Consider the following 19,408-nt stretch of genomic DNA (forward strand, 5'->3'; position numbering starts at 1 on the left):
GACCGGCGCTGGAATTAGATTATTCAAGAATATGGTTCTTTCAAATAGGAGGTTCTTCGTATGATAAGTGAAGCAAAAAAAACAAAGTGGCAGGACGATGGATATGTCACGATCGAGAGATTCTTTGATCCTATTGCTCTGGAGCGTATCGCTAGTCTTGTGGAAGATGTCTCCCAATGGGATGTCAGCGACGACAAATGGCTTATGTGGTTTGAGAAGACGACAGACAATAGAAAGATTGTTTCTAAGGTCGAGAACTTTCTCGATTTCAACGATCAGCTACGCGATTTGCTCCTTGCAGATCAGCGTATCAAGTCGGTCGTCGAGACGCTGTTGGAGGAAAATGCACGCAGGCTCAAAGAGTTGCTGATCTTCAAGTATCCCGACAGCGGTGGCTATCGCCCCCATCAGGACATTTACCACATCCCGCACAAGCTGCCTGATCGGATGGTTCATGCAATAGCTGCGATCGGTATCGACGATTCTGGCCCGGACAATGGCGGCCTTTTCTTCAGCCCTGGCAACCACAAGAAAGGGGTATTCCCCATGGATGCCGGTGGTGTGATCGACCCTGAAGTGGCCGAAACGTTCTCATGGGAACCAGTGTCGTGGAAGGCTGGTGACGTCTTCATCTTCGACGACTACGCGCCGCACTACTCGCTACCGAACAAGAGTGACCGTTCCCGGCGAGTAATCTACCTGGTATTCCAGCGAGCATCAACAGGTGGACCGACGCGCGCTGAATATAACGCACTTAAGCGCGCCTATAATCCGCCCGAGAACAAAGTGTCGGACCTCGATAACCTTAAGCTTCCAAACGGCATTTTTTATCGTGAGTGAACTCGCAGAGCGGAGGCGAGACATTGTACATGAAAAAAATTGATCGCTCAGTAATGCGCCCAGAATATGGCGTTCTGGTGTGCCGCTTACTGGAGCATCTCCCGAAGCCCGTTGCGACGGGCTTCGGGACGTCGATTGTGGAGGTAGTGCCGGGCGGGGCGGTAGACCTTCATTCGCACCACGAGCATGAACTGTGGGTACTGATTTCGGGCAGCGGCCTCTTCGAAGCGGATGGACAAACCACGCCAGTCACGGGGACCACGCTGTTCTACATAGCGCCGCATCAGATGCATGCCATCAGAAATACCGACCCCGAAATCAGCCTGAACTTCCTTTCGATGTGGTGGGATTGAAGTGAGCGAGAATCGACAAACCTATTTCGTATGCCCCGCCCCGCCGTGCCCAAACGGTAAATTACATCTTGGCCATATTGGCGGCGTGTACCTTCTTGCCGACATTTTCGTGCGTTACCAGCGCATGATCGGCCATGTGGCCTATCATGTAACCGGCGCGGACGAGCATGGCACCTACACGCTGGTGAAGGCTCGCAAGCTTGGCAGGTCGGTCGATGATGTCGCACAAATGCACATCGACGAAATCCTGCAATGTCTGAGGGCAGTGCATATTGCTCCGGACGTATTTGTCCGGACTTCAAGTGAAGAGCACAAACGACGTAGCCTTGCGATCTACAAGCAGCTCGATGCGGCAGGCTATATCGAGCTGCGGGACGCCGAGCAACTCTATTGCGAGTCGTGTGATGAGTTTGCAGCGGACTCGCTTGCCGTCGGCAAGTGCCCGGCCTGCAACGCCGCGGCCGACAGCAACCTTTGTGAAAACTGCGGCCTTGCAATCCAGCACAGTCTGCTCCGCGATCCGGTCCACACACCGTGCGGCCATGCCCTGACGCTACGTCCGATCCGCCAGGCGCATTTCAACTTCGAGCGGCTTGCCCCGACGCTGGATCGCGCTATCGAAGGCAGTGGATGGCCAGACACCATCAAACACAAGGAAATCGAGTGGCTTCGGACCGAATTGCGGGCCTTGCCTATGTCGCGCCATTTCGACCGCGGAGTGACCCTGGTCGCCCCGGCAGAAGTGGCAGGCCAGACCTTACTGACTTGGTTTGAAGGATTATGGTGCTTCGATACGGGCATAGAACGCATCTGCAAGCAGAATGGCGCCGACTATGATGACACCATGCGCAGCCCTGACACGAAACTCCTGTTCTTCATGGGGCAGGACAACCGCTTTTATTACACAATCGGTGTTACCGCCAGCTTGCTCGCAAGAGGATATGCAATTCCACACAATCATGCGATTCAAGATTATTATAAGCTCGAAGGAGCAAAGTTTTCCACAGGTCGTGACCACGCCATATGGGCCGACGAGGTGGCGAGAGATATCGATCCGAGCGTGCTGCGCTACTATTTAGCGCGCATTGCCAAAGCATTTGGCAGCGACGACAACGATTTTCAAATCGAAGGGCTGGTGCGGGCGGCAGCTCGGATCCATCTCTTCGAGACCGCTTTGCGCAAACATGCTGGATCCAACGCAAAGCTGACGGTGGACACCCTGAAGCCTGAGCGAGTGCTTGATGTTGAACGCTATTGCCAAGCCATGCATGAGGCGCGCGTGTGGGCTGCACTCGATGCTATAGATGCTTTCTTTGAAGGCGGAGGCCTTGCAAGGGACGAGGCCGGGGCTAGCGCCACGGAAATTTCGGTCTTCCTGAGCATGCTACACCCCGTGGTGCCGGTGCTCGCGGCGCGTTACGGCGCGTTCTTTTTTGGCGCCGGATGGCGACCTGGGCTCGATAACTGTGCAGTCTGGCCAAGTGCAGACACGTTGTCAGTGATGGATGCCCCCCTGTTCGGCGAACCCATTCCTGACGCGTTCATTGCTGCTTATGAACAGCGCTTCAGAGCGGCTCCTGCCACCACCTAGCCTCTTCCCTGGAGCAAAGATGTCGATACGCAGCCGGATTTCCACTGCATATAGCGCTTTCGATTATTCATCGACCAAGCAATCGATCAATTTTGCGTACGGGCTTCCCGATCCGGAAATGTTCGGGAAACTGCGATGGCCAGAGGCAATCTCGACACACACCGGTGTCAGCTTCTCCGATCTGCTGCAATACACCGATGGCAGCGGCCTCCCGCAATTGCGGGAGAAATTGGCCCACCAGCATGCAGTCGCGTGCGACAACGTCCTTATCACCAATGGCGCATCGCAGGCACTACAGCTGATCGCCGATGCAGTGCTCGACCCTGGCGATGTAGTGCTGACCGAAGACCCGTCTTATCTTGGCGCACTACGGATATTTTCGATTGCTGGTGCCACGATGGTTCAATTAGGTATGGATAAGGATGGTGTTGATCTCGGTCAACTGGAAGAGGCTTTGCGCACGACTGGGCGGGTCAGGCTGTTCTACACCGCGCCAGTTTTCCACAATCCGACCGGACGCCGTTTTTCAGTGCACCGTATGGGCCAAGTAGCAGCCCTGCTGGCAAGGTATGGCGTGCTCATGGTGCAGGATCTCGTCTATGCAGATCTACCATATGACGACCCACCACCTGCAATCATTGCATCGGGAGAGCATGTGATCAATGTATACAGTATCTCAAAGATCGCCGGACCCGGGCTGCGGGTGGGCTGGGTTGTGGCGGAAGCGCAGATGATAGCGCAGTTGACGCGCCTGAAATGTGACGGCGGCGTCAGCCCCGTAGCGAGCAATGTCGCTCTTGCGTTGTTGGGGACACCGGAATTAAAGGCACATATTGCTGGACTTCGGCAACATTACCGTCACAAGCGAGACAGCATGCACGCCCTCCTGCAGAGCTGCACGTTCTGCGAACCATCATACGAGGTGCCTCTGGGGGGATTTTCGTTCTGGGTACGGCTAGCTGGCGCTGTAGCCCCTGCAGCTTTGTTGGAGTCCGTCAGGAAGAAGTATGACGTGCATTTGGTAGAAGGATACCGTCATGGTCCTACTTCCCGGCAGCACGTCAGACTCTGCTTCAGCTATATGCCGATGGAAAAAGTGCAGTCTGGCCTGCGCGACATTGAGGCAGCCTATAAAGGCCTCTTGTAGGCCCGTGTAGCCAATTGAGCGATAATCGTGCCCGCGCTTGCGAATTGTAGTCTGGGAAAAACAAGGCGGCGTCCCCGGCGGGTCGGGAGGGTTCACGAATGCCGGGCGGCCATAACGACAGATCATGGGCCGATATCGGCCTTGGAGAAAGTGTACTCGCCGCCCTTGTAGACGACCGCCGGCGTGTCGTGGCCGCGGGGTGTTCCGACTCGACTCGCGTTCGCCAAACTCAAGCAGCGCTGGCTCGCGACATTCTACTCACCAGCTACTGCACCCACCAGCCGCGCAGCAGTGTAAGGCTCACCATGCCTGCAAGTGCGCAGTCGCCATGCTCGACATACTTCAGCCCGCCGCGATCCTGCTCGTAGATCGCGCCTACGACAGCAACGTCATTCGCCACCTGGCGGCGCAACCAGGTGCGTGCATATGCTTGCGTTGACACAGTGCTGTCGGGTTTGTCGCATCCTCGACACGGTGTGTTCATCCGGTGCCCTGCCGCACTCCCAGCTAAGCTGCTGAATAGAATGCGAAACAGTTTGCCTGAGGCGCTTCCTGCGCGGTTGGCACGACTCTTGATGTTCTCGTTGTGCGGCGGCACACGCGCCGACCGGAAGCACTGATTGATCCTCGTATTTGATCTCTAGGAAAGGAGACCACAATGAAGACGGACATGTCAGCCTATGGCGTGAACGAACTGGCACCTGAAGAAGCATCTGCAATTTCGGGAGGGGTATTCTGGGCACTCGCTTTCGTGGTTTTCGGGGTCGTGGGCCTTGCAGCTGTAAGTATAGCGGCAAACGCGGTCGGTGGGCGTCGCTGATTATTCCTCGTATTTGATCTGTTGGAAAGGAGACCACAATGAAAACCGATATGTCAGCTTATGGCGTGAACGAACTGGCACCTGAAGAAGCATCTGCAATTTCGGGAGGGCTATTCTGGCAGATAGTTTGGTCAGCTTCTGCGCTACTCGCTTTTGCAGCTGCAACTATAGCGGAAGGGGCAGTACGCGGGAGGAACCGCGGTTAGAAAATGAGTGCGCAAGCTAGCTTTTCTTCATACTGAACACAGATCGGCAGTTCCCCTTCCTCCTGAAATTGCCCGCTACACTGTAGAGAGCATTCTCTCCCGACGATCAGGACGATCTTTGATCATCTATTGGATGATTGTGCTCTCTGTGGTTGCGACATTGGGGTCGCTACCACTCATCACCGTAACGGTCTCTGCCCAAAGTGCCGGTATCATTCGCCCCACGATCGAGAAGACGCCCCTGATCGCACCTGTCTCCGGACGAATTTCCCGTATCCTTGCCGTTGAGAACGATCCCGTTGCTCAGGGGCAGGAGATCCTCAGCCTCGATGATGAGGTGGTCGAGGAAAAGCTCCTGGCGCTTACTGGCGACATCCGCGCTAAAAGCGATCTTGCCCGTGACCTCGAAACCCTGATCTCCTCCGGCACACAGGCCAAGGACCCGATCCGCCTCCTGACCGAGTTCGCCACGGCGGAGCGGGCACATTTTCTCAACCTGCTGCGGGAGAACCAATATGCCCGCAGTAATGCGGCAGCGGAACTCGACCGCGCTAAGCAACTGCTCTCCGCTGCCGCAACGCCCGCAAAGGTGGTTGACGAGAAGGCTTTCGCCCTCCAGAGCATTGAGATTCAGGGCGAGATCCTCGCCCGGCGCAAATCCGCTGAATGGAACCAGCAGCTCTTCGATATTTGCCTACGCCTCAAGGAACTCACGGCCACCTTGCATCAGCTCGAGAACGAACGGGATCTGACCCGCATTCGAGCCCCCGTGTCAGGCGCTATTGAGGAATTCTCCGGCCTCACCCCCGGTAGCTACATCCAGGCGGGGCAAACCGTCGCTTGGGTCTCGCCGGACGGCGGACTGGTGGCGGAAATCTACGTTTCCCCCAACGACATCGGCTTCGTGCGGCCGGGCCAGTCGGTGCGGCTCCAAGTGGATGCCTTCAACTACAATCAATGGGGTGTCATTGATGCGACAGTACTCGACGTGGCGCAGGACTTCACCCTCCATGACAGGAGCCCGGTCTTCAAGGTCCGCTGCGCGCTCTCTCGCAACTATCTCGTTCTCAAGAACGGCGTCACCGGTCACCTGAAGAAAGGCATGACCGTGCGGGCCCGCTTCCTCGTGGCCGACCGCACCCTCCTGCAACTCCTCTACAATGAGATCGACGATTGGCTCGATCCGCTTCTGGCGGGCCGCTGATCCTTCATTTTTCCAAAACGCCAGCGAGCCGCCATGTCGAGCAAGGTCATCAAGTTCAAGCAGCGCGACATCACCGATTGCGGGGCCGCCAGCCTTGCCTCTGTCGCTGCCTTCTATGGCCACAAGCAGCCATTGTCGCGCATCCGCCAGTATGCCTCGACCGACCGCTCCGGGACCACCGTGCTGGGCCTCACGGAAGCGGCCCGGAAGCTGGGGTTCGTTGCCAAGGGGGTGAAGGGCGGCTTCGACAGCCTATACAAAATCCCCAAACCCGCTATCGCGCACGTCGTCGTCAAGGAGGTCCTTCACCACTTCGTCGTCATCCAGTCGATCGACGCGAGGTGGATCACCGTCATGGACCCAGCCTATGGCGAAATCCGCAAGATGCCACACGAGGAATTCAAGACGCAATGGACTGGCGTCCTGGTGCTCTTGGTTCCGGCAGACACCTTCAAGCGCGGCGAAGAGACCACCTCGCCCCTCGCCCGCCTCGCCAGTGTGCTTGCGCCACACAGGGCGGTGATGGCGCAGGCTCTCGTCGGGGCACTGGTGACGACAATCCTCGGCCTCTCGACGGCTATCTACGTCCAGAAGGTCGTTGATCATGTGATCACAGCGGGCAACCGCAACCTCCTCAACCTGATGAGCGTCGCTATGGTGCTGATCCTGGTGGCGCAGATCCTGATCAATCTCCTCAGAAACCGGCTCGTCCTGCAAACGGGGCAGAAGATCGATGTCTACTTGATCCTCGGCTACTACAATCACATCCTAAGCCTGCCCCAGAAATTCTTCGACAGCATGCGCATGGGCGAAATCGTCTCCCGCATGAACGACGCGGTGAAGATCAGGAGCTTCCTGAACGACGTGTCGATCAACATGTTCGTCGACGTGCTGGTGATACTGTTTTCGTTCGGGCTGATGTGCATCTACTCGTGGAAGATCGCCTTGGTCGTGGCGATCTCCATCCCGTTGTACCTCTTCGTCTATTGGACCATCAACCGGCTGAATAGGAAGCGCCAGCGCGCCATTATGGAGAATGCCGCCGATCTGGAGGCGCAACTGGTGGAATCACTTGGAGCTGTCTCCACGATCAAGACCTCCGGCATGGAGAGCTTCGCCAACTTCAAGATGGAGACCCGCTTCGTCAAGATGCTGCACTCCGTCTACAGCTCCGGCCTCATCTCGATCTTCGGAGATAATGCCTCGACTTTCGTCTCGACCATATTCACCATCGTGCTGATGTGGTTCGGAACGACGCTTGTCCTCGATCAGACCGTAACGCCCGGCGAATTGCTGTCCTGCTATACGTTGCTTGGCTATGTCACCCGACCGGTTGCCAGCCTGATCCAAACCAACCGGATCGTTCAGGATGCCTTTATCGCGGCGGATCGCCTGTTCGAGATATTGGACCTGGAGTCGGCAAGCGGCGGGGGCATCGATGCCACCAAGTCCGACCTTGGCAATGTCTGTTTGGAAAACGTGACGTTCCGCCATGGCGCGCAGCCGCATCTTTTCGAGGATCTCAGCGTCACCTTCCGTCGGGGCGAGATGACGGCCGTGGTAGGGGAAAGTGGCTCCGGCAAGAGTACCCTTGCGGCGCTGCTGCAGAATGTCTACCCGCTTGAGGGTGGACGCATCCGGATCGGCCCCTATGCCCTCCAGGACCTCTCGACCGAATCGCTGCTCAAGGTTGTCGCAGCGGTACCGCAATCGATCGACGTGTTCTCGGGCTCGGTGATCGAGAACATCGCCCTTGGCGAGTTCGAGCCGGACATGGAGAAGATCCTGCAAATCTGCGATCAAATAGGGCTACGGGAGTTAGCTGAGCGCTGGCCCGGTGGCTTCCAGGCCTATCTTGGCGAGAACGGCCTACGCCTCTCCGGCGGCGAGAAGCAACGCCTTGCATTGGCTCGGGCTCTCTACCGGGATCCAGAGATCCTGATCCTCGACGAGGCGACCTCCTCTCTTGACTCGATCGCCGAAGCGTTTGTCCTGGGGGTCGTTGAAGATCTGCGTCGGGCTGGTAAGACCATCGTGGTCATCGCTCATCGACTCAGCACCATTCGTGGGGCCGACAAGATCGTGGTCTTGGAAAAGGGGCGGGTTGTTGCGGAGGGAAGGCATGCTGATCTGCTGACAGCTGAAGGCGCTTACGCTCGCCTGTGGCGGGCGCAAACCGGATCCAGTTGACGGGTTCAGGTGGGGGTTATCGCAGAATTTCCGGGATCCTAGGCACGACGACCATTCCAGGCAGGCGATTGGGCGCCGCCTGGGCGGGCCACCTCGACAATCTCCTGAACTCCGGCGCAACGCAGCGAATTCTCACGATTACCATTGTAGGAGGCGAGCCAGCGTTCGAGACTGGTGGCGAAACCGGATGGAAGTTAGCTTTGTCAATTCCTTATAGCGGGACATAACCGAGAACCACGCAGTAGGTCGCCTCGTGTTAGTCCCGGACGATAAATTGCTATGATGCTGCGAACGCTATTGGTCTTAACAACCAGCGCGCACGCCACTGAGCCCATAAACCCGAGTAATTGAGAACGCCGCGTTTTGGGGCGGGCATCATTTCTAGAACGGCTTCGTGGCCTTTAAGCTGGTCAATTTTTCAACCCAAGACGCGTTTTCAGGATTTCATTTCTGTTAAGTCTATAAAATTAGTGGACTATAATGCGTGGTCCCCACGATGGGGCTGGCAATCGAGGCCATGACCTCCTTCAAAGGATTACGCCCATGCGAAAACTGATTTCCGCTGCCCTTGTCGGGCTTGCCCTGGCTGCCAGCTCCGCCGCAGCGCTTGCCGCCGACAAGAAAGTCGTCATCGCCTACCAGACGGGTGCCAATCCATACAATCTCGGCATTGCCAATGGCGATCTTGCCAAGAAGACCGGCTGGGACATCGAATTCCGCCGCTTCAATTCGGGCGCCGACATTTTCGCCGCCATTGCATCCGGCGACGTCCAGATTGGCGATGTCGGATCGAGCCCGTTCGCCGCTGCTGTCAGCAGGGGCATCGACGTGAAGGCGTTCTACATCTCCTCGGTCTCTCGTGACGGCGAAGCCCTGGTGGTGCGGCCCGAGATCAAGTCGCCGGCCGACTTGCGGGGCAAGAAGCTCGCCGCAGCACCCGTCTCGACTGACCATTACCAGCTTCTCGCCGTACTCAAGCAGGAAGGTATCACGGAGAAGGAAACCCAGGTCATCGCCATTCCGCAGCCCGAAATCGTCGCTGCCTGGAAGCGCGGTGACATCGATGGCGCCTTCGTCTGGGATCCGGCACTCTCCGAACTCAAGAAGAACGGAAAGGTCCTGCTCACAGCCGGCCAGGTCGCCGATCGTGGCGCTCCGACCTTCAGCGCACTTGTCGTGACCGGTGAATTCGCCAAGGCCAATCCCGACTTCCTCGGCCAGTATGTCCGGCTGATCGATGGCTACACAACGTCATACCTGACCAACCCAGCTTCCTGGGGACCGGACTCCGAGAGCGCCAAGGCGATCGCCAAATTGCAGGGCGGCACGGCGGCCGAGAATTCGGAGCAGCTGAAGACGACGGTTGTTCCGCCACTCGATGAGCAGGTTTCCGATAAATGGCTGGGCGGTGGTGACAAGAGCGCCGTCGCGAAAATCCTCAAGGACACTGCGGGCTTCCTGAAGGACCAGAAGAAGATCACCGCCATCAAGGACAGCTACGCCGCAGCCGCCGACCCGCAATATGTGCAGGCCGCCAAGGCCTCCAACTAGACATCCCTGAACGACATTCGGTTCTGGCTGGCGGCAATCTCGCCAGCCAGACTGCCTGGAGGCCACCATGCTTCGAATTCGCGACGCCAGCGTCACCTTTCCAGCTTCCGACGGCCAGGACGTTCACGCGCTCGATCACGTCTCGCTCGACATTGCACCTGATTCCATTGTCGTCGCCGTCGGTGCTTCCGGATGCGGCAAGTCGACATTGCTCAACGCAATCGCCGGCTTCTTGCCGCTCACCGAGGGCACGATCACTCTGGATGGAAAGGAGATTGTCGCGCCCGGCGGCGATCGTGGTGTCGTCTTCCAGAAGGATACCTTGTTGCCCTGGGCCAATGTGCTGGAAAATGTTGCTCTCGGCCTGAAATACCGGGGCGTGCGGCGCAGCGAACGCCATGAGCGATCAAGGCGTCTGCTGGAACTGGTCGGGCTCGCCGATTTCGCCGAAAAGCCGCCCTATGAACTGTCCGGCGGCATGCGCCAGCGCGTCGGCATCGCGCGAGCCCTGGCCACCGATCCGAAGATCCTGCTGATGGATGAGCCGTTCGGCGCCCTCGACAGTCTGACGCGCGAGACAATGCAGCAGCTTCTGGCCTCGGTCTGGGCCAAGACCGGCAAGCAGATCCTGTTCATCACCCATTCCATCGAGGAAGCCCTCACGCTCGGCACGACCATCGTTGTGATGTCTCCACGACCTGGCCGTATCGTTGCCAGGTTCGAGGCCGATTTCGTCCGCGAGTTTGCCAGGAGTGGCGACATCGGGCCGATCCAGTCCCACCCTCGTTTCATTGAACTGCGTCAGGAAATCCGCTCGCTGATCCACCAGCCGGAAGGCGCCCGCACAGGAACCTTGCAATGACGCTTGCCGCCAATTCTCCGACTTCGTTCCCACCTTCGACGACCCAGCGCAGGCCGTCCCTCCGGCCACGCCGATCCGCGTCGACAAGCACGCTCGGCATCAGCTTGGTCACGCTGGCTGCGCTGATTGCGTTGTGGTTCATCGCCGCGCGCTTTGGCTGGGCGTCGCCGCTGTTCCTGCCGTCTCCGGCCGAGGTGCTGACCCAGTTCAGTGCCGTCTGGGCCGACGGTTATGCCAACGGCACGCTTCTCGACCACACACTGGCAAGCCTGGGCCGTATCGCGGCGGCGCTCGGCGTCGGCATTTTCCTTGGCATTCCGCTTGGCCTGCTGATGGGCCTCAATCGCTGGGTCAAAGGCATCTTCAGCGTGCCGATCGATCTCTACTGGGGCTTGCCGCCGCTGGCCTACCTGCCGCTGCTGATCATCTGGCTGGGCATCGGCGAGACTTCCAAGATCGTGCTCCTGTCGCTGTCAACCTTTGCCCCAATCTGCTTTGCCGCACAGGCCGGTGTCCGGTCAGTGCCGGTTGAACGCATCAATGCCGCGCTGTCGCTCGGCGCCAGCCGGCTGCAACTGTTCACCACCATCATCCTGCCGTCCGCATTGCCGGAAATCATGACCGGCCTGAAGATTGCCATCGGTGCCGGATTGTCGACGCTGGTCGCGGCCGAGCTTATCGCGGCCCAGTCGGGCCTTGGCTACATGATCATGTCGGCCGCCAATTTCCTCGCCACCGACGTCGTCTTCGTCGGCCTCATCGTCATCGCCATCCTTGCCTTTGCCTTCACCAGCGGCATGCGCTGGCTGGAGCACCATCTCATCCCCTGGAAGGGCAAGCTCTGAAGCTTGCCTGCCCACACATTCCAAATCGCTGAAGGAACAATCCGATGCCCAGCAAGCCGCTCGACCTCTACTGGTACCTGCCGACGCATGGCGATGGACCGTATCTCGGCACCGACGAGCGCCACCGCCCGGCAACCTTCGGCTATCTCAAGGAGATCGCCCAGGCCGCCGACCGGCTTGGCTTCAAGGGCGTGCTGCTGCCCACGGGGACGCGGTGTGAGGACGCCTGGATCGTAGCGGCCGGGCTGATCCCGCTCACCGAACGGCTGAAGTTCCTCGTGGCGCTTCGGCCGGGCAGCGGAACACCGGCCCTGTTTGCCCGTCATGCCGCCACCTTGGACCGCATCTCCGGCGGCCGCGTCCTGCTCAATGTCGTCACCGGTGCAGATCCAGCCGACCTCGCCGGCGACGGCAACAAGCTCGGCCATGACGAGCGCTATGCGCAAACCGACGAGTTCCTGACCATCTGGCGGCGGATCCTTTCGGGTGAGCCAGCGGATTTCGAGGGCAAGTACCTGTCCGCCCACGGCACCGACATTTCCTTCCCGCCGGTTCAGCAACCCCATCCGCCACTCTGGTTCGGAGGCTCTTCCGACGCCGGCATTGCAATCGCCGCCAAGCATGTGGACGCCTATCTGAGCTGGGGCGAACCGGTGGACCAGCTTGCTGAGAAGATCGATCGCGTGAGGAAAGCAACGGCTGCACAAGGCCGCACGATCCGTTTCGGCCTTCGCATTCATCTGATCGTACGCGAAACGGAGGATGAGGCCTGGGCTGCCGCTGACCGGCTGATCAGCCACGTCACCGACGACCTGATCGCCGAAGCCCAGAACGGATTTGTCCACATCTCGGAATCCGTTGGGCAGAAGCGAATGTCGGCACTTCATCAGGGCCGGCGCGACCGGCTGGTTGTCGGTCCGCATCTGTGGGCTGGACCTGGGCTGGTGCGTGGCGGCGCGGGAACGGCGCTGGTCGGCAATCCCGACAATGTTGCAGCGCGCATACGTGAGTATCAGGACATCGGCATCGAAACGATCATCGCGTCCGGCTACCCGCACCTGGAAGAGGCGTTCAACGTCGCCGAACTGCTTTTCCCCAAACTCGGGTTGAGTGGCGAAGCCGCACCCGTGGAGCGAAGCTGGGACGTCGAGTTCGGACGCGGTGTGCCTTCCAAGGTCGCAGCATCCGCATCGTAGGGCACGCCATTTGTTAATTCGCCAAGGTTGGCTTCAAGCGACAAACGGAAGTTTCGGCAACTTAGCGCGCGCCGTACCAGCGGCCCACCAGCCGATTGTCGGCCTCTGATTCATAGGTGAACTTCCTGAGGCTCTCACCTAATAGCTGCTCTGCGCAGCAGTCGGTCGTTGAGGTCAGCTTTGCCGATCTTTGACATAGTCTTCCAGGACGATGTGGTGGGTGGGTCTAGAATGCGCTGAACCTGGCACGCATTACGATCGGCAGCCCATTCTCTGTCTTGCCGACAATTAGATGCGTGGCCCCAGGAGGCAAAGAGCCGTCGGGATTGGCCTCTACGGCTTCGCCCCGTTCGATCAAACCTCGTACGAACGCCGCTTTCTCGGCGTCGTCCGGGACGATTAGATCGGCCTCCCTTTTAGATGGCACCTTCGCTCTCTCAATCAAGTTCCACTATCATATTGCCCAACTTATCATTGGCATCTACAGCCGCAATCGAATAGCAGCCTATCCAAGCGCGCGCCGCCGGGGGCCATCACCAGCCGATGTGACTTTAGGTTATGTCCGTGATCCAGCCGAGCCTCAGGCAAGACCACCTTGCCATAGTCCACGCGACCTCGGCAAAACAGATCGTCGACGAACATCTGAGCCGCGGTCGCTGCGCCCAGAGGCTGTACCGAAGACAAGTCGCCGGCCGCGCTTAATGCGACGAAATGGCAACTCTGAGATGGCGTCTTGACGAAGAGCACCCCGCTGATGCCGTAGTCGTCTGCGGGCAACGCTGTCTCGGCCAGGTCTTCCTGTGCGGTAGTGGGGGCAGCCACGGCAGCTCGCGCCGGCGGCACATGGGCAATACTCGCTGCGGAGTGCAGAGAGAGGATCAAACGACGCACGTAGATTGCCTTGATGATCGGCGGGTATCTGGCATCCACCGAGCCAGCTGCGATCACCATATTCGCGGCCACTTGGGCGTACCAGTTGGGCACCACCGGCGAAGCTTTGATCGCAGTTATGAGAATGCCAGCCAGATCGCTTGCAACTGATAGCAATTCAGCCTCCGTCGGCATCGCCGGATTTTGCGCCTTGGCGGAAAGAGCCGTACCGAGCGACTCGAAGAACGCGCCTGTAAAAACTCGCGAGAACGAGTGCGGCTCGGAGGAAAGGTGTGCTGCCGGAGCGGAATTGGGGAGCGTGCTCGGATCTTGGTACGCAAAGGAATTCACTGCGTTGCGCAGGCAGTCCGCATCTACAGTGTCCGGATGCCGCGCGCGGATGGCCGCTCCGAGCTGCTCAGCGAGGCGAGAAAGCCGTGAGTTCCTGTACAGGCGGCCGCATGTATCCTCCAGTATGCTGGTGCGGAGCGACGGTAGCTGGATGGCCGACAAGATGGCGCTGATGTCCGCGAAAGATTCATGGAATGCCGCGACTTCCTGGCTGCCTACGTCCCACAACTCCGGCTTGAAGGAGTCCAACACCGCGTGTCCCATCTCGTGGCAAACCACATCGGGGCTCTCTCCCGAATAGACGGTGCCCGTTGGAGAGTGGCCGTGGAAGAAGTTAAGCGCCGTGCGATCATAATAGGCGTTGAGATCGACTCCTTCGTCGAGGATGACCTTCAGCGTCGCACCGACCTGCCACTTCGTCAGCGGAACGCGCGCCGACCAGAAGTCTGCGCCCCGTCGCAACGCTTCGGCTGCAGTCCAATACCTGAAATCGGCCGCTCCGGGAGGATATACGCTTGGCTTTGGAGCAGGCTTGGGAAACCCAAAGGCAAGAGGCTTCCTGGAAAGGTCTGGAATGGGTCGGCTAACCAGTACCCCCGTTCCAGGATCGTCCTCCCATACGGAAACCGAATTGCTTCCCTCCGTCTTGGCCGTCTTCATCGAACCTTTCGCCTTCGCCACTGCCTCCTCCTCTTTGGTTTCGATTGAATGGAACTTCGAACTGCTCGCCGCAGCGGTGCCAAATTGGTGCTGTCCGCCTACGTGTGTCGGAGAGCGTTCCACGTCGCAATTAGGAGGCAAAGCGGACACGTTCTGGCAGCAATTTGGCCACAAGACGCGATGGAGCATCAACCGTGCCGCGCCGCCTCAACCGCGGCGACGGCGACGTTGCGGAGCACTGTCAGCCAGAGCAGCAGGCGTGGTTCCTGGAAGATCAGCGCGCGTTCGGCAGACCCCATGCACCGGTTTGCCGTCGATGGCGCAACGGCCGCTGTCGGCGGTCTCCAGTCCGACAAGAATGCGCGACAGCATGGTCTTGCACGAGCCGCCGGCGCCGTGATGACCAGGCATTCGCCCGACCGGACGTCGAGGGATAGCGGCGAAGCATCGAAGGACTTTTCTACACTAGCGGCACGGTGCTGGTCTCGCGGCTCGGCTACAATTTCTGGAACACGCCGCGCTACCGCATCGCTGCTCTTGTCGGGCTACAATTTCTGGAGCAAGAGCTACGACGCCGTCGGTTGCGCGCAGCGGATTTGCGTACCAGCCATCCCAACCAACGTCGGTATCATCAGCCAGGACAACGATTGGCATCGCTGCGACTCGGCCTGGCCGGCAGACGCAACTCACCGAACGACTCAGCCTCTCTGGCGACGTGGCGTTTCGGTTCACGCGGCTTGACGGCAAGGATCGCCACCATCTGCGCCCCGGGATCAACCCGCTTCCCGACGACGGCGACGGGCATGGCGTCCAGCTCGAGGCGGTGTTGAACTACAAGGTCACGAATTTGTTCAAGATCGGCCGCTGCCAATGCGCGGCATCTACTGGCACCGCGCATTTCGAGGAGACGCCGCTCGGGGGGAGGCCGAAGGAACTGCATTGGGAGGCTGAGCGGTATGGCGTGTTCGTGCAGGCAGGCCTCAAGTTCAACTGAGAAAGCACCGCCAGCACCAAGTTGCCGTTGGACAATCCACAGTGTTGTGAGAAGCCGCATGCTCACACTCTCCTCAACTGCACCAAGACGGCTGAGGCTCGCGAATGGGGACGGCAGCTGCGGCAGCTCGCACACGAGGCGTACGCCCTTAAAGCGCAATCACCGTAGTTGGACGGAGGAGGTCTAGCACGCGGTCCCGAAGCGGCTGCCATTCCCTGCGCAGATGGAACTGTTCGGGGCGTGGGCGGAGCAGCGGTCTCGGCCTATCGCGGTCGCACGGGGTGCGCTCGCCCTCACGGTCCGACTGAATGGCTGCCACCGGCGCTGTATGGGCTTGATTTCCAGATTCGCGCGCGCGAAATCGGCGGGAGGCGGAACGCCCCGTTTAGTTGAAGTCGCCCTGGTCTTACCTTCTGCAACGGCCAACGCCGAGGTATCGTCGCCCTGCAGAACGGCCCGGAGACCTGTCCGCCCATAGGGCGCGCCGTTACGGGACAATCCGGTCGAGAAAAGAATCGAATGCAGCAGCAACAGAGCGAACCACAAATCGATGCTCCGGCCGCACGCGGATAAAACCCTTTTCGATGTCCACTATCCCGTCCTCGGCCAGCATAGCCAAGCCTTTAGCTGAATCGAGCAAACGGATCGTATCAGATCCGTGGGCGGCACAGATTGCAGGCACATCGGCCTCGAGATCGCACATTAGTCGCTCGATGATTGCAGCTCGCACGCGGTCGTCGTCGCTAAGGCGGCAGCCCTTTGACGTCGCCAGACGGCCAGCTGCGACGTGTCCGATATAGGACTCCCGTGTAACCTCATTCTGGACGTACCCCTCGCCGACACGGCCGATAGCCGACGCGCCGAAACCGATCAGGGTTTTGCAGGTGTCGCCCGAGTAGCCCAGCGAGTTGCGCCGCAGGCGACCGGTTTTCTGGGCCAGCGCGAGCTCGTCATCCGGCAAGGCGAAATGGTCAAGCCCGATCTCTCGGTAGCCGGCGGCAATCAGCGTCACGGCCACGGCCGCCTCCTGTTCGGCGCGGGCAGCGCTGCCCGGAAGAGATGCGTCCTCGATGAGGCGCTGATTCTTTATGAAGGACGGAATGTGCGAGTAACCGAACACCGCGAGCCGGCTGGGGCGCATGGCGACCGCCGTCCTCGCGGTCTCGACGCAAGACTGCACCGTTTGATGCGGGAGACCGAAGATGAGGTCGAAGTTGATGCGGCTTATTCCGTTGCGACGCAGCATTTCGACGGCGGCCACCGTTTGTGCTTCACTCTGGACCCGGTTGATCGCTTTTTGAACAATGGGGTCGAAGCTCTGCACGCCGAGGCTCGCGCGGCTGACGCCGGCTGCTCCTAAGGCATCGGCCATCTCGGCCGTGAGCGTGCGTGGGTCAATCTCGACGGCGACCGTAGCTGTTTTCGTGAGCGCAAAGCGGTGGCGCAGGAATCCCATCAGAGCGAGGAAATCAGCTGGCCCGATGAGAGTCGGCGTTCCGCCGCCGAAATGAACGTCGCTCACAGGCAGCGCCTGCGGCGCTCGTTCTGAGACCAAACGGATCTCGTCAAGCAGCACCGCCAGATAGTTGTGGATCGGTGCATTATGGCGGGTGATGGTGGTGGGGAAGCCGCAATACCAGCACATTGATCGGCAGAACGGAACATGGAAATAGAGTGACACCGGATCGTCAGCCGGCAGGTTCCTGAGCCATTCCTCATAAGCCTCGGCTCCAACCGCCCCAGAGAACTCCGACACAGTCGGATAGATGGTGTACCAAGGCAGGCGGGCCTCGCGATATTTTGTCAGTGAGGTTTGCAACAGGTACCGTTCCTATGCTGATAACTGTCATCCCTACCACCGCGCTCGCCTGTGTCTTTGCGCTATGTCAGTCCGTTCCGTCTTCACAAAACCTGTATTTCGCAGCAATCTTTTGGCTGGATGGTGATGGTATGAGCACCTCGCCGTCAGCGACAAGCGCACCATCACCTTCCCAAAGACACCGCCCCGCGTCCCCACGTAGTGTGAAGGCGGTTGATCGCTCATTTTCAGCATGAATCATGCGGAGAATCCTATGAGCGACAGTATGAGCCATCATCGAACATTCGAGATTTTGACGGCGGAGCCTGTGCGTCCCGACGATTGCGGAAGCCGGCCGGGAAGGAGAGGTTCTCTACTTCGGTGAGGTCGATGCATCGGACACAAGCATGCGCCGCGTTATCTAACGGATCGCCGCCAAGTTCGATCGGATCCACCTCTGCTACGAGGCGGGCTCGCACGTACGGCCCTATGCCGCCACGCTAACCGCAACACACGGCTGCGCAAATCGACCGGCCCCGGCGATCGCCTGTTGCCCAATCCGCCCTCAGACGCGCAATTCTCAACCGAGGACTCTAGCGTCAGCCGGTGCCGAAGCCGGTCACAGCATTTTGTCCGAGTCCGATTGACGACAATCTGTGTTCAGATCCAGACATCCTAGGGGTTAGGATCAAGCCGGCCAGAGGGCGACTCCTCCGATTTGTGGTCGCTGCTCACAACCCGTTTGGTGGCACGCCAATTGCATATTCATAGCCATGATACGTGTTCCGACATGGCTCGTCGCGCAGTCTTTAGCCCAGGAGTTCACATGACATTCGCCCGAACGCAATACAGGCTGCGCATCCCATGGGACCCCCCAGCTCGGTTGGATCTCGCTGCGATCGGCAGACAGGATTGCCATCCCGAAGACCGCTTTCAGCCTGTTGTCAGCTGGGGCTGCCATAAGGGTTCTCGTAAAACAAACATTCAGGAGAACTTATGACTCGACCACATGAATATCGGCCGCTTCGCCGGCTGTCCCAACGGGACATAACACCAGATCCTCTTCAAATCCGTGATGATCCAAAAGGAAAACGAAACATGCCTACCTCAGAAAAAGACGCTGTGGGGCGCTCGAGGCTCCAGAAATTGCGGTCTCGCTGGCCACGAACGATCCTTGCTGCCACGGCGTTGGCCATTGTAATGACCGCTCCAGCTCCAGCCGTCACCCTAGACGTTGACAAGCACTACTCCGACCAAAGCTGGGGTGTTGAAAGCTGGAAAAGCTGGAGTTGTATACTTCGGCTCCTTTGCATTAGCGATCCACAGGTGAAATGATCGCTGTCGCAGGGGAAATGGGCAGAGCGGCACAAGACGCCGTTCGCGTCGCTCAAATACATAAACAATCCCATGTTTCTGGCGCCGAGTTGCAGGCGGGCGACATGGTGGGGCGGCGATGGACCTGTACCGCAGCAGCGTGGCCATGAGCAGCGACCCGAGCCCTGCGCCACGCTGCAGGACCTCGATTTCGGACCAAGCCTCAAGTCAGCAACTCGCCTTGCTTCTCGGAAAGCATAAGGCGTTGTGGGGCGGATAAGCAGCGCGATATGGCCGCAGCGATCACGAAGCTTCATGATCTTTTCCCCTGTTCAGACGGTCAGGCTGCCTTCGCCGCCGGCTTGGCTGCCTTGACATGGGTTATACTGCGGCGACCTCGACGCCGACCGGAACGTCACCGTCAACCGTGGCGCGACGCACGACCCGGTGCTGGTCGCCATAGTGTTAACCGCATGATGCTGGGTAGCACGGTTGTCCCAGATAGCGACGTCGCCTACTTGCCAGCGCCACCGCACGGTATTTTCCGGGGCAGTGACGTAGGACTGGAACACCTCGTAGAGTTTGGCGGAATCGCTCTTGGAAAAGCCTACTAGCC

The 19,408-nt window shown here is 59.1% G+C and carries 15 protein-coding genes and 2 pseudogenes; 12 read left to right on the forward strand and 5 right to left on the reverse strand.

Annotated elements, in window-relative coordinates; translation table 11 throughout:
• The first annotated feature begins 60 nt into the window (after positions 1 to 60).
• Genes ABID19_RS32470 through ABID19_RS32485 form a run of 4 tightly spaced genes read left to right on the forward strand, consistent with a single transcriptional unit; the run spans position 61 to position 3,931 of the window.
• The gene (locus ABID19_RS32470; RefSeq protein ID WP_263806798.1) at positions 61 to 840 is read left to right on the forward strand and encodes a phytanoyl-CoA dioxygenase family protein; all 780 of its coding nucleotides are present in this window, start codon (positions 61 to 63) and stop codon (positions 838 to 840) included.
• Between the two features lie 29 nt (positions 841 to 869).
• Positions 870 to 1,193, forward strand: coding sequence for a cupin domain-containing protein (locus ABID19_RS32475; protein WP_263806797.1), 324 nt, complete (start codon positions 870 to 872; stop codon positions 1,191 to 1,193).
• 1 nt (position 1,194) lies between these two features.
• Entirely contained in the window at positions 1,195 to 2,784 is a 1,590-nt protein-coding gene (locus tag ABID19_RS32480) for a class I tRNA ligase family protein (RefSeq protein ID WP_263806796.1), read from the forward strand.
• Between the two features lie 19 nt (positions 2,785 to 2,803).
• Complete coding sequence (locus ABID19_RS32485) at positions 2,804 to 3,931, forward strand: aminotransferase-like domain-containing protein (protein WP_263806795.1); 1,128 nt, start codon at positions 2,804 to 2,806, stop codon at positions 3,929 to 3,931.
• A gap of 265 nt (positions 3,932 to 4,196) precedes the next feature.
• Here the strand turns inward: ABID19_RS32485 and ABID19_RS32490 are convergent, their stop codons facing one another.
• Positions 4,197 to 4,373, reverse strand: a complete 177-nt coding sequence (locus ABID19_RS32490; protein WP_263806794.1) for a hypothetical protein — start codon at positions 4,371 to 4,373, stop codon at positions 4,197 to 4,199.
• A gap of 216 nt (positions 4,374 to 4,589) precedes the next feature.
• Here ABID19_RS32490 and ABID19_RS32495 point away from each other — a divergent pair, with 216 nt between their 5' ends.
• From ABID19_RS32495 to ssuD, 7 genes are all read left to right on the forward strand, one after another.
• Positions 4,590 to 4,751 carry a hypothetical protein gene (locus tag ABID19_RS32495; protein WP_156788635.1) on the forward strand — a complete coding sequence of 54 codons (162 nt, stop codon included), beginning with the start codon at positions 4,590 to 4,592 and terminating at the stop codon, positions 4,749 to 4,751.
• 324 nt (positions 4,752 to 5,075) lie between these two features.
• Positions 5,076 to 6,161 (forward strand): HlyD family secretion protein, encoded by a 1,086-nt coding sequence (locus tag ABID19_RS32500; RefSeq protein WP_263806793.1) that lies wholly within the window; start codon positions 5,076 to 5,078, stop codon positions 6,159 to 6,161.
• Between the two features lie 33 nt (positions 6,162 to 6,194).
• Complete coding sequence (locus ABID19_RS32505; RefSeq protein WP_263806792.1) at positions 6,195 to 8,351, forward strand: peptidase domain-containing ABC transporter; 2,157 nt, start codon at positions 6,195 to 6,197, stop codon at positions 8,349 to 8,351.
• 543 nt (positions 8,352 to 8,894) lie between these two features.
• Complete coding sequence (gene tauA / locus ABID19_RS32510; RefSeq protein ID WP_263806791.1) at positions 8,895 to 9,902, forward strand: taurine ABC transporter substrate-binding protein; 1,008 nt, start codon at positions 8,895 to 8,897, stop codon at positions 9,900 to 9,902.
• Positions 9,903 to 9,969: 67 nt separating this feature from the next.
• Complete coding sequence (locus ABID19_RS32515) at positions 9,970 to 10,764, forward strand: taurine ABC transporter ATP-binding protein (RefSeq protein ID WP_263806790.1); 795 nt, start codon at positions 9,970 to 9,972, stop codon at positions 10,762 to 10,764.
• Positions 10,761 to 11,609 carry an ABC transporter permease subunit gene (locus tag ABID19_RS32520; protein WP_263806789.1) on the forward strand — a complete coding sequence of 283 codons (849 nt, stop codon included), beginning with the start codon at positions 10,761 to 10,763 and terminating at the stop codon, positions 11,607 to 11,609. Before ABID19_RS32515 ends, ABID19_RS32520 begins: the two co-directional genes overlap by 4 nt.
• A 44-nt stretch (positions 11,610 to 11,653) precedes the next feature.
• Positions 11,654 to 12,805 carry an FMNH2-dependent alkanesulfonate monooxygenase gene (gene ssuD / locus ABID19_RS32525; protein WP_263806788.1) on the forward strand — a complete coding sequence of 384 codons (1,152 nt, stop codon included), beginning with the start codon at positions 11,654 to 11,656 and terminating at the stop codon, positions 12,803 to 12,805.
• Positions 12,806 to 13,276: 471 nt separating this feature from the next.
• Here ssuD and ABID19_RS32530 read toward each other — a convergent pair whose 3' ends face one another.
• Both ABID19_RS32530 and ABID19_RS32535 read right to left on the reverse strand, forming a co-directional pair.
• Complete coding sequence (locus ABID19_RS32530; RefSeq protein ID WP_263806787.1) at positions 13,277 to 14,707, reverse strand: gluzincin family metallopeptidase; 1,431 nt, start codon at positions 14,705 to 14,707, stop codon at positions 13,277 to 13,279.
• A gap of 200 nt (positions 14,708 to 14,907) precedes the next feature.
• Positions 14,908 to 15,123 (reverse strand): annotated as a pseudogene (locus ABID19_RS32535) (ATP-binding cassette domain-containing protein); the annotation flags it as partial.
• Between the two features lie 278 nt (positions 15,124 to 15,401).
• Here ABID19_RS32535 and ABID19_RS32540 point away from each other — a divergent pair.
• Positions 15,402 to 15,680 (forward strand): hypothetical protein, encoded by a 279-nt coding sequence (locus ABID19_RS32540; RefSeq protein WP_263806786.1) that lies wholly within the window; start codon positions 15,402 to 15,404, stop codon positions 15,678 to 15,680.
• 487 nt (positions 15,681 to 16,167) lie between these two features.
• Here ABID19_RS32540 and hemN read toward each other — a convergent pair whose 3' ends face one another.
• Together hemN and ABID19_RS32550 are read right to left on the reverse strand one after the other, a co-directional pair.
• On the reverse strand, positions 16,168 to 17,499 hold the full coding sequence (gene hemN, locus ABID19_RS32545) for an oxygen-independent coproporphyrinogen III oxidase (protein WP_065518348.1): 1,332 nt from the start codon (positions 17,497 to 17,499) through the stop codon (positions 16,168 to 16,170).
• Between the two features lie 1,633 nt (positions 17,500 to 19,132).
• A pseudogene (locus ABID19_RS32550) lies at positions 19,133 to 19,406 on the reverse strand (TauD/TfdA dioxygenase family protein); the annotation flags it as partial.
• Between the last annotated feature and the right edge of the window lie 2 nt (positions 19,407 to 19,408).

Origin of the sequence: Mesorhizobium robiniae (genome assembly GCF_040545535.1) — a bacterium.
Lineage (GTDB): Bacteria > Pseudomonadota > Alphaproteobacteria > Rhizobiales > Rhizobiaceae > Mesorhizobium > Mesorhizobium robiniae.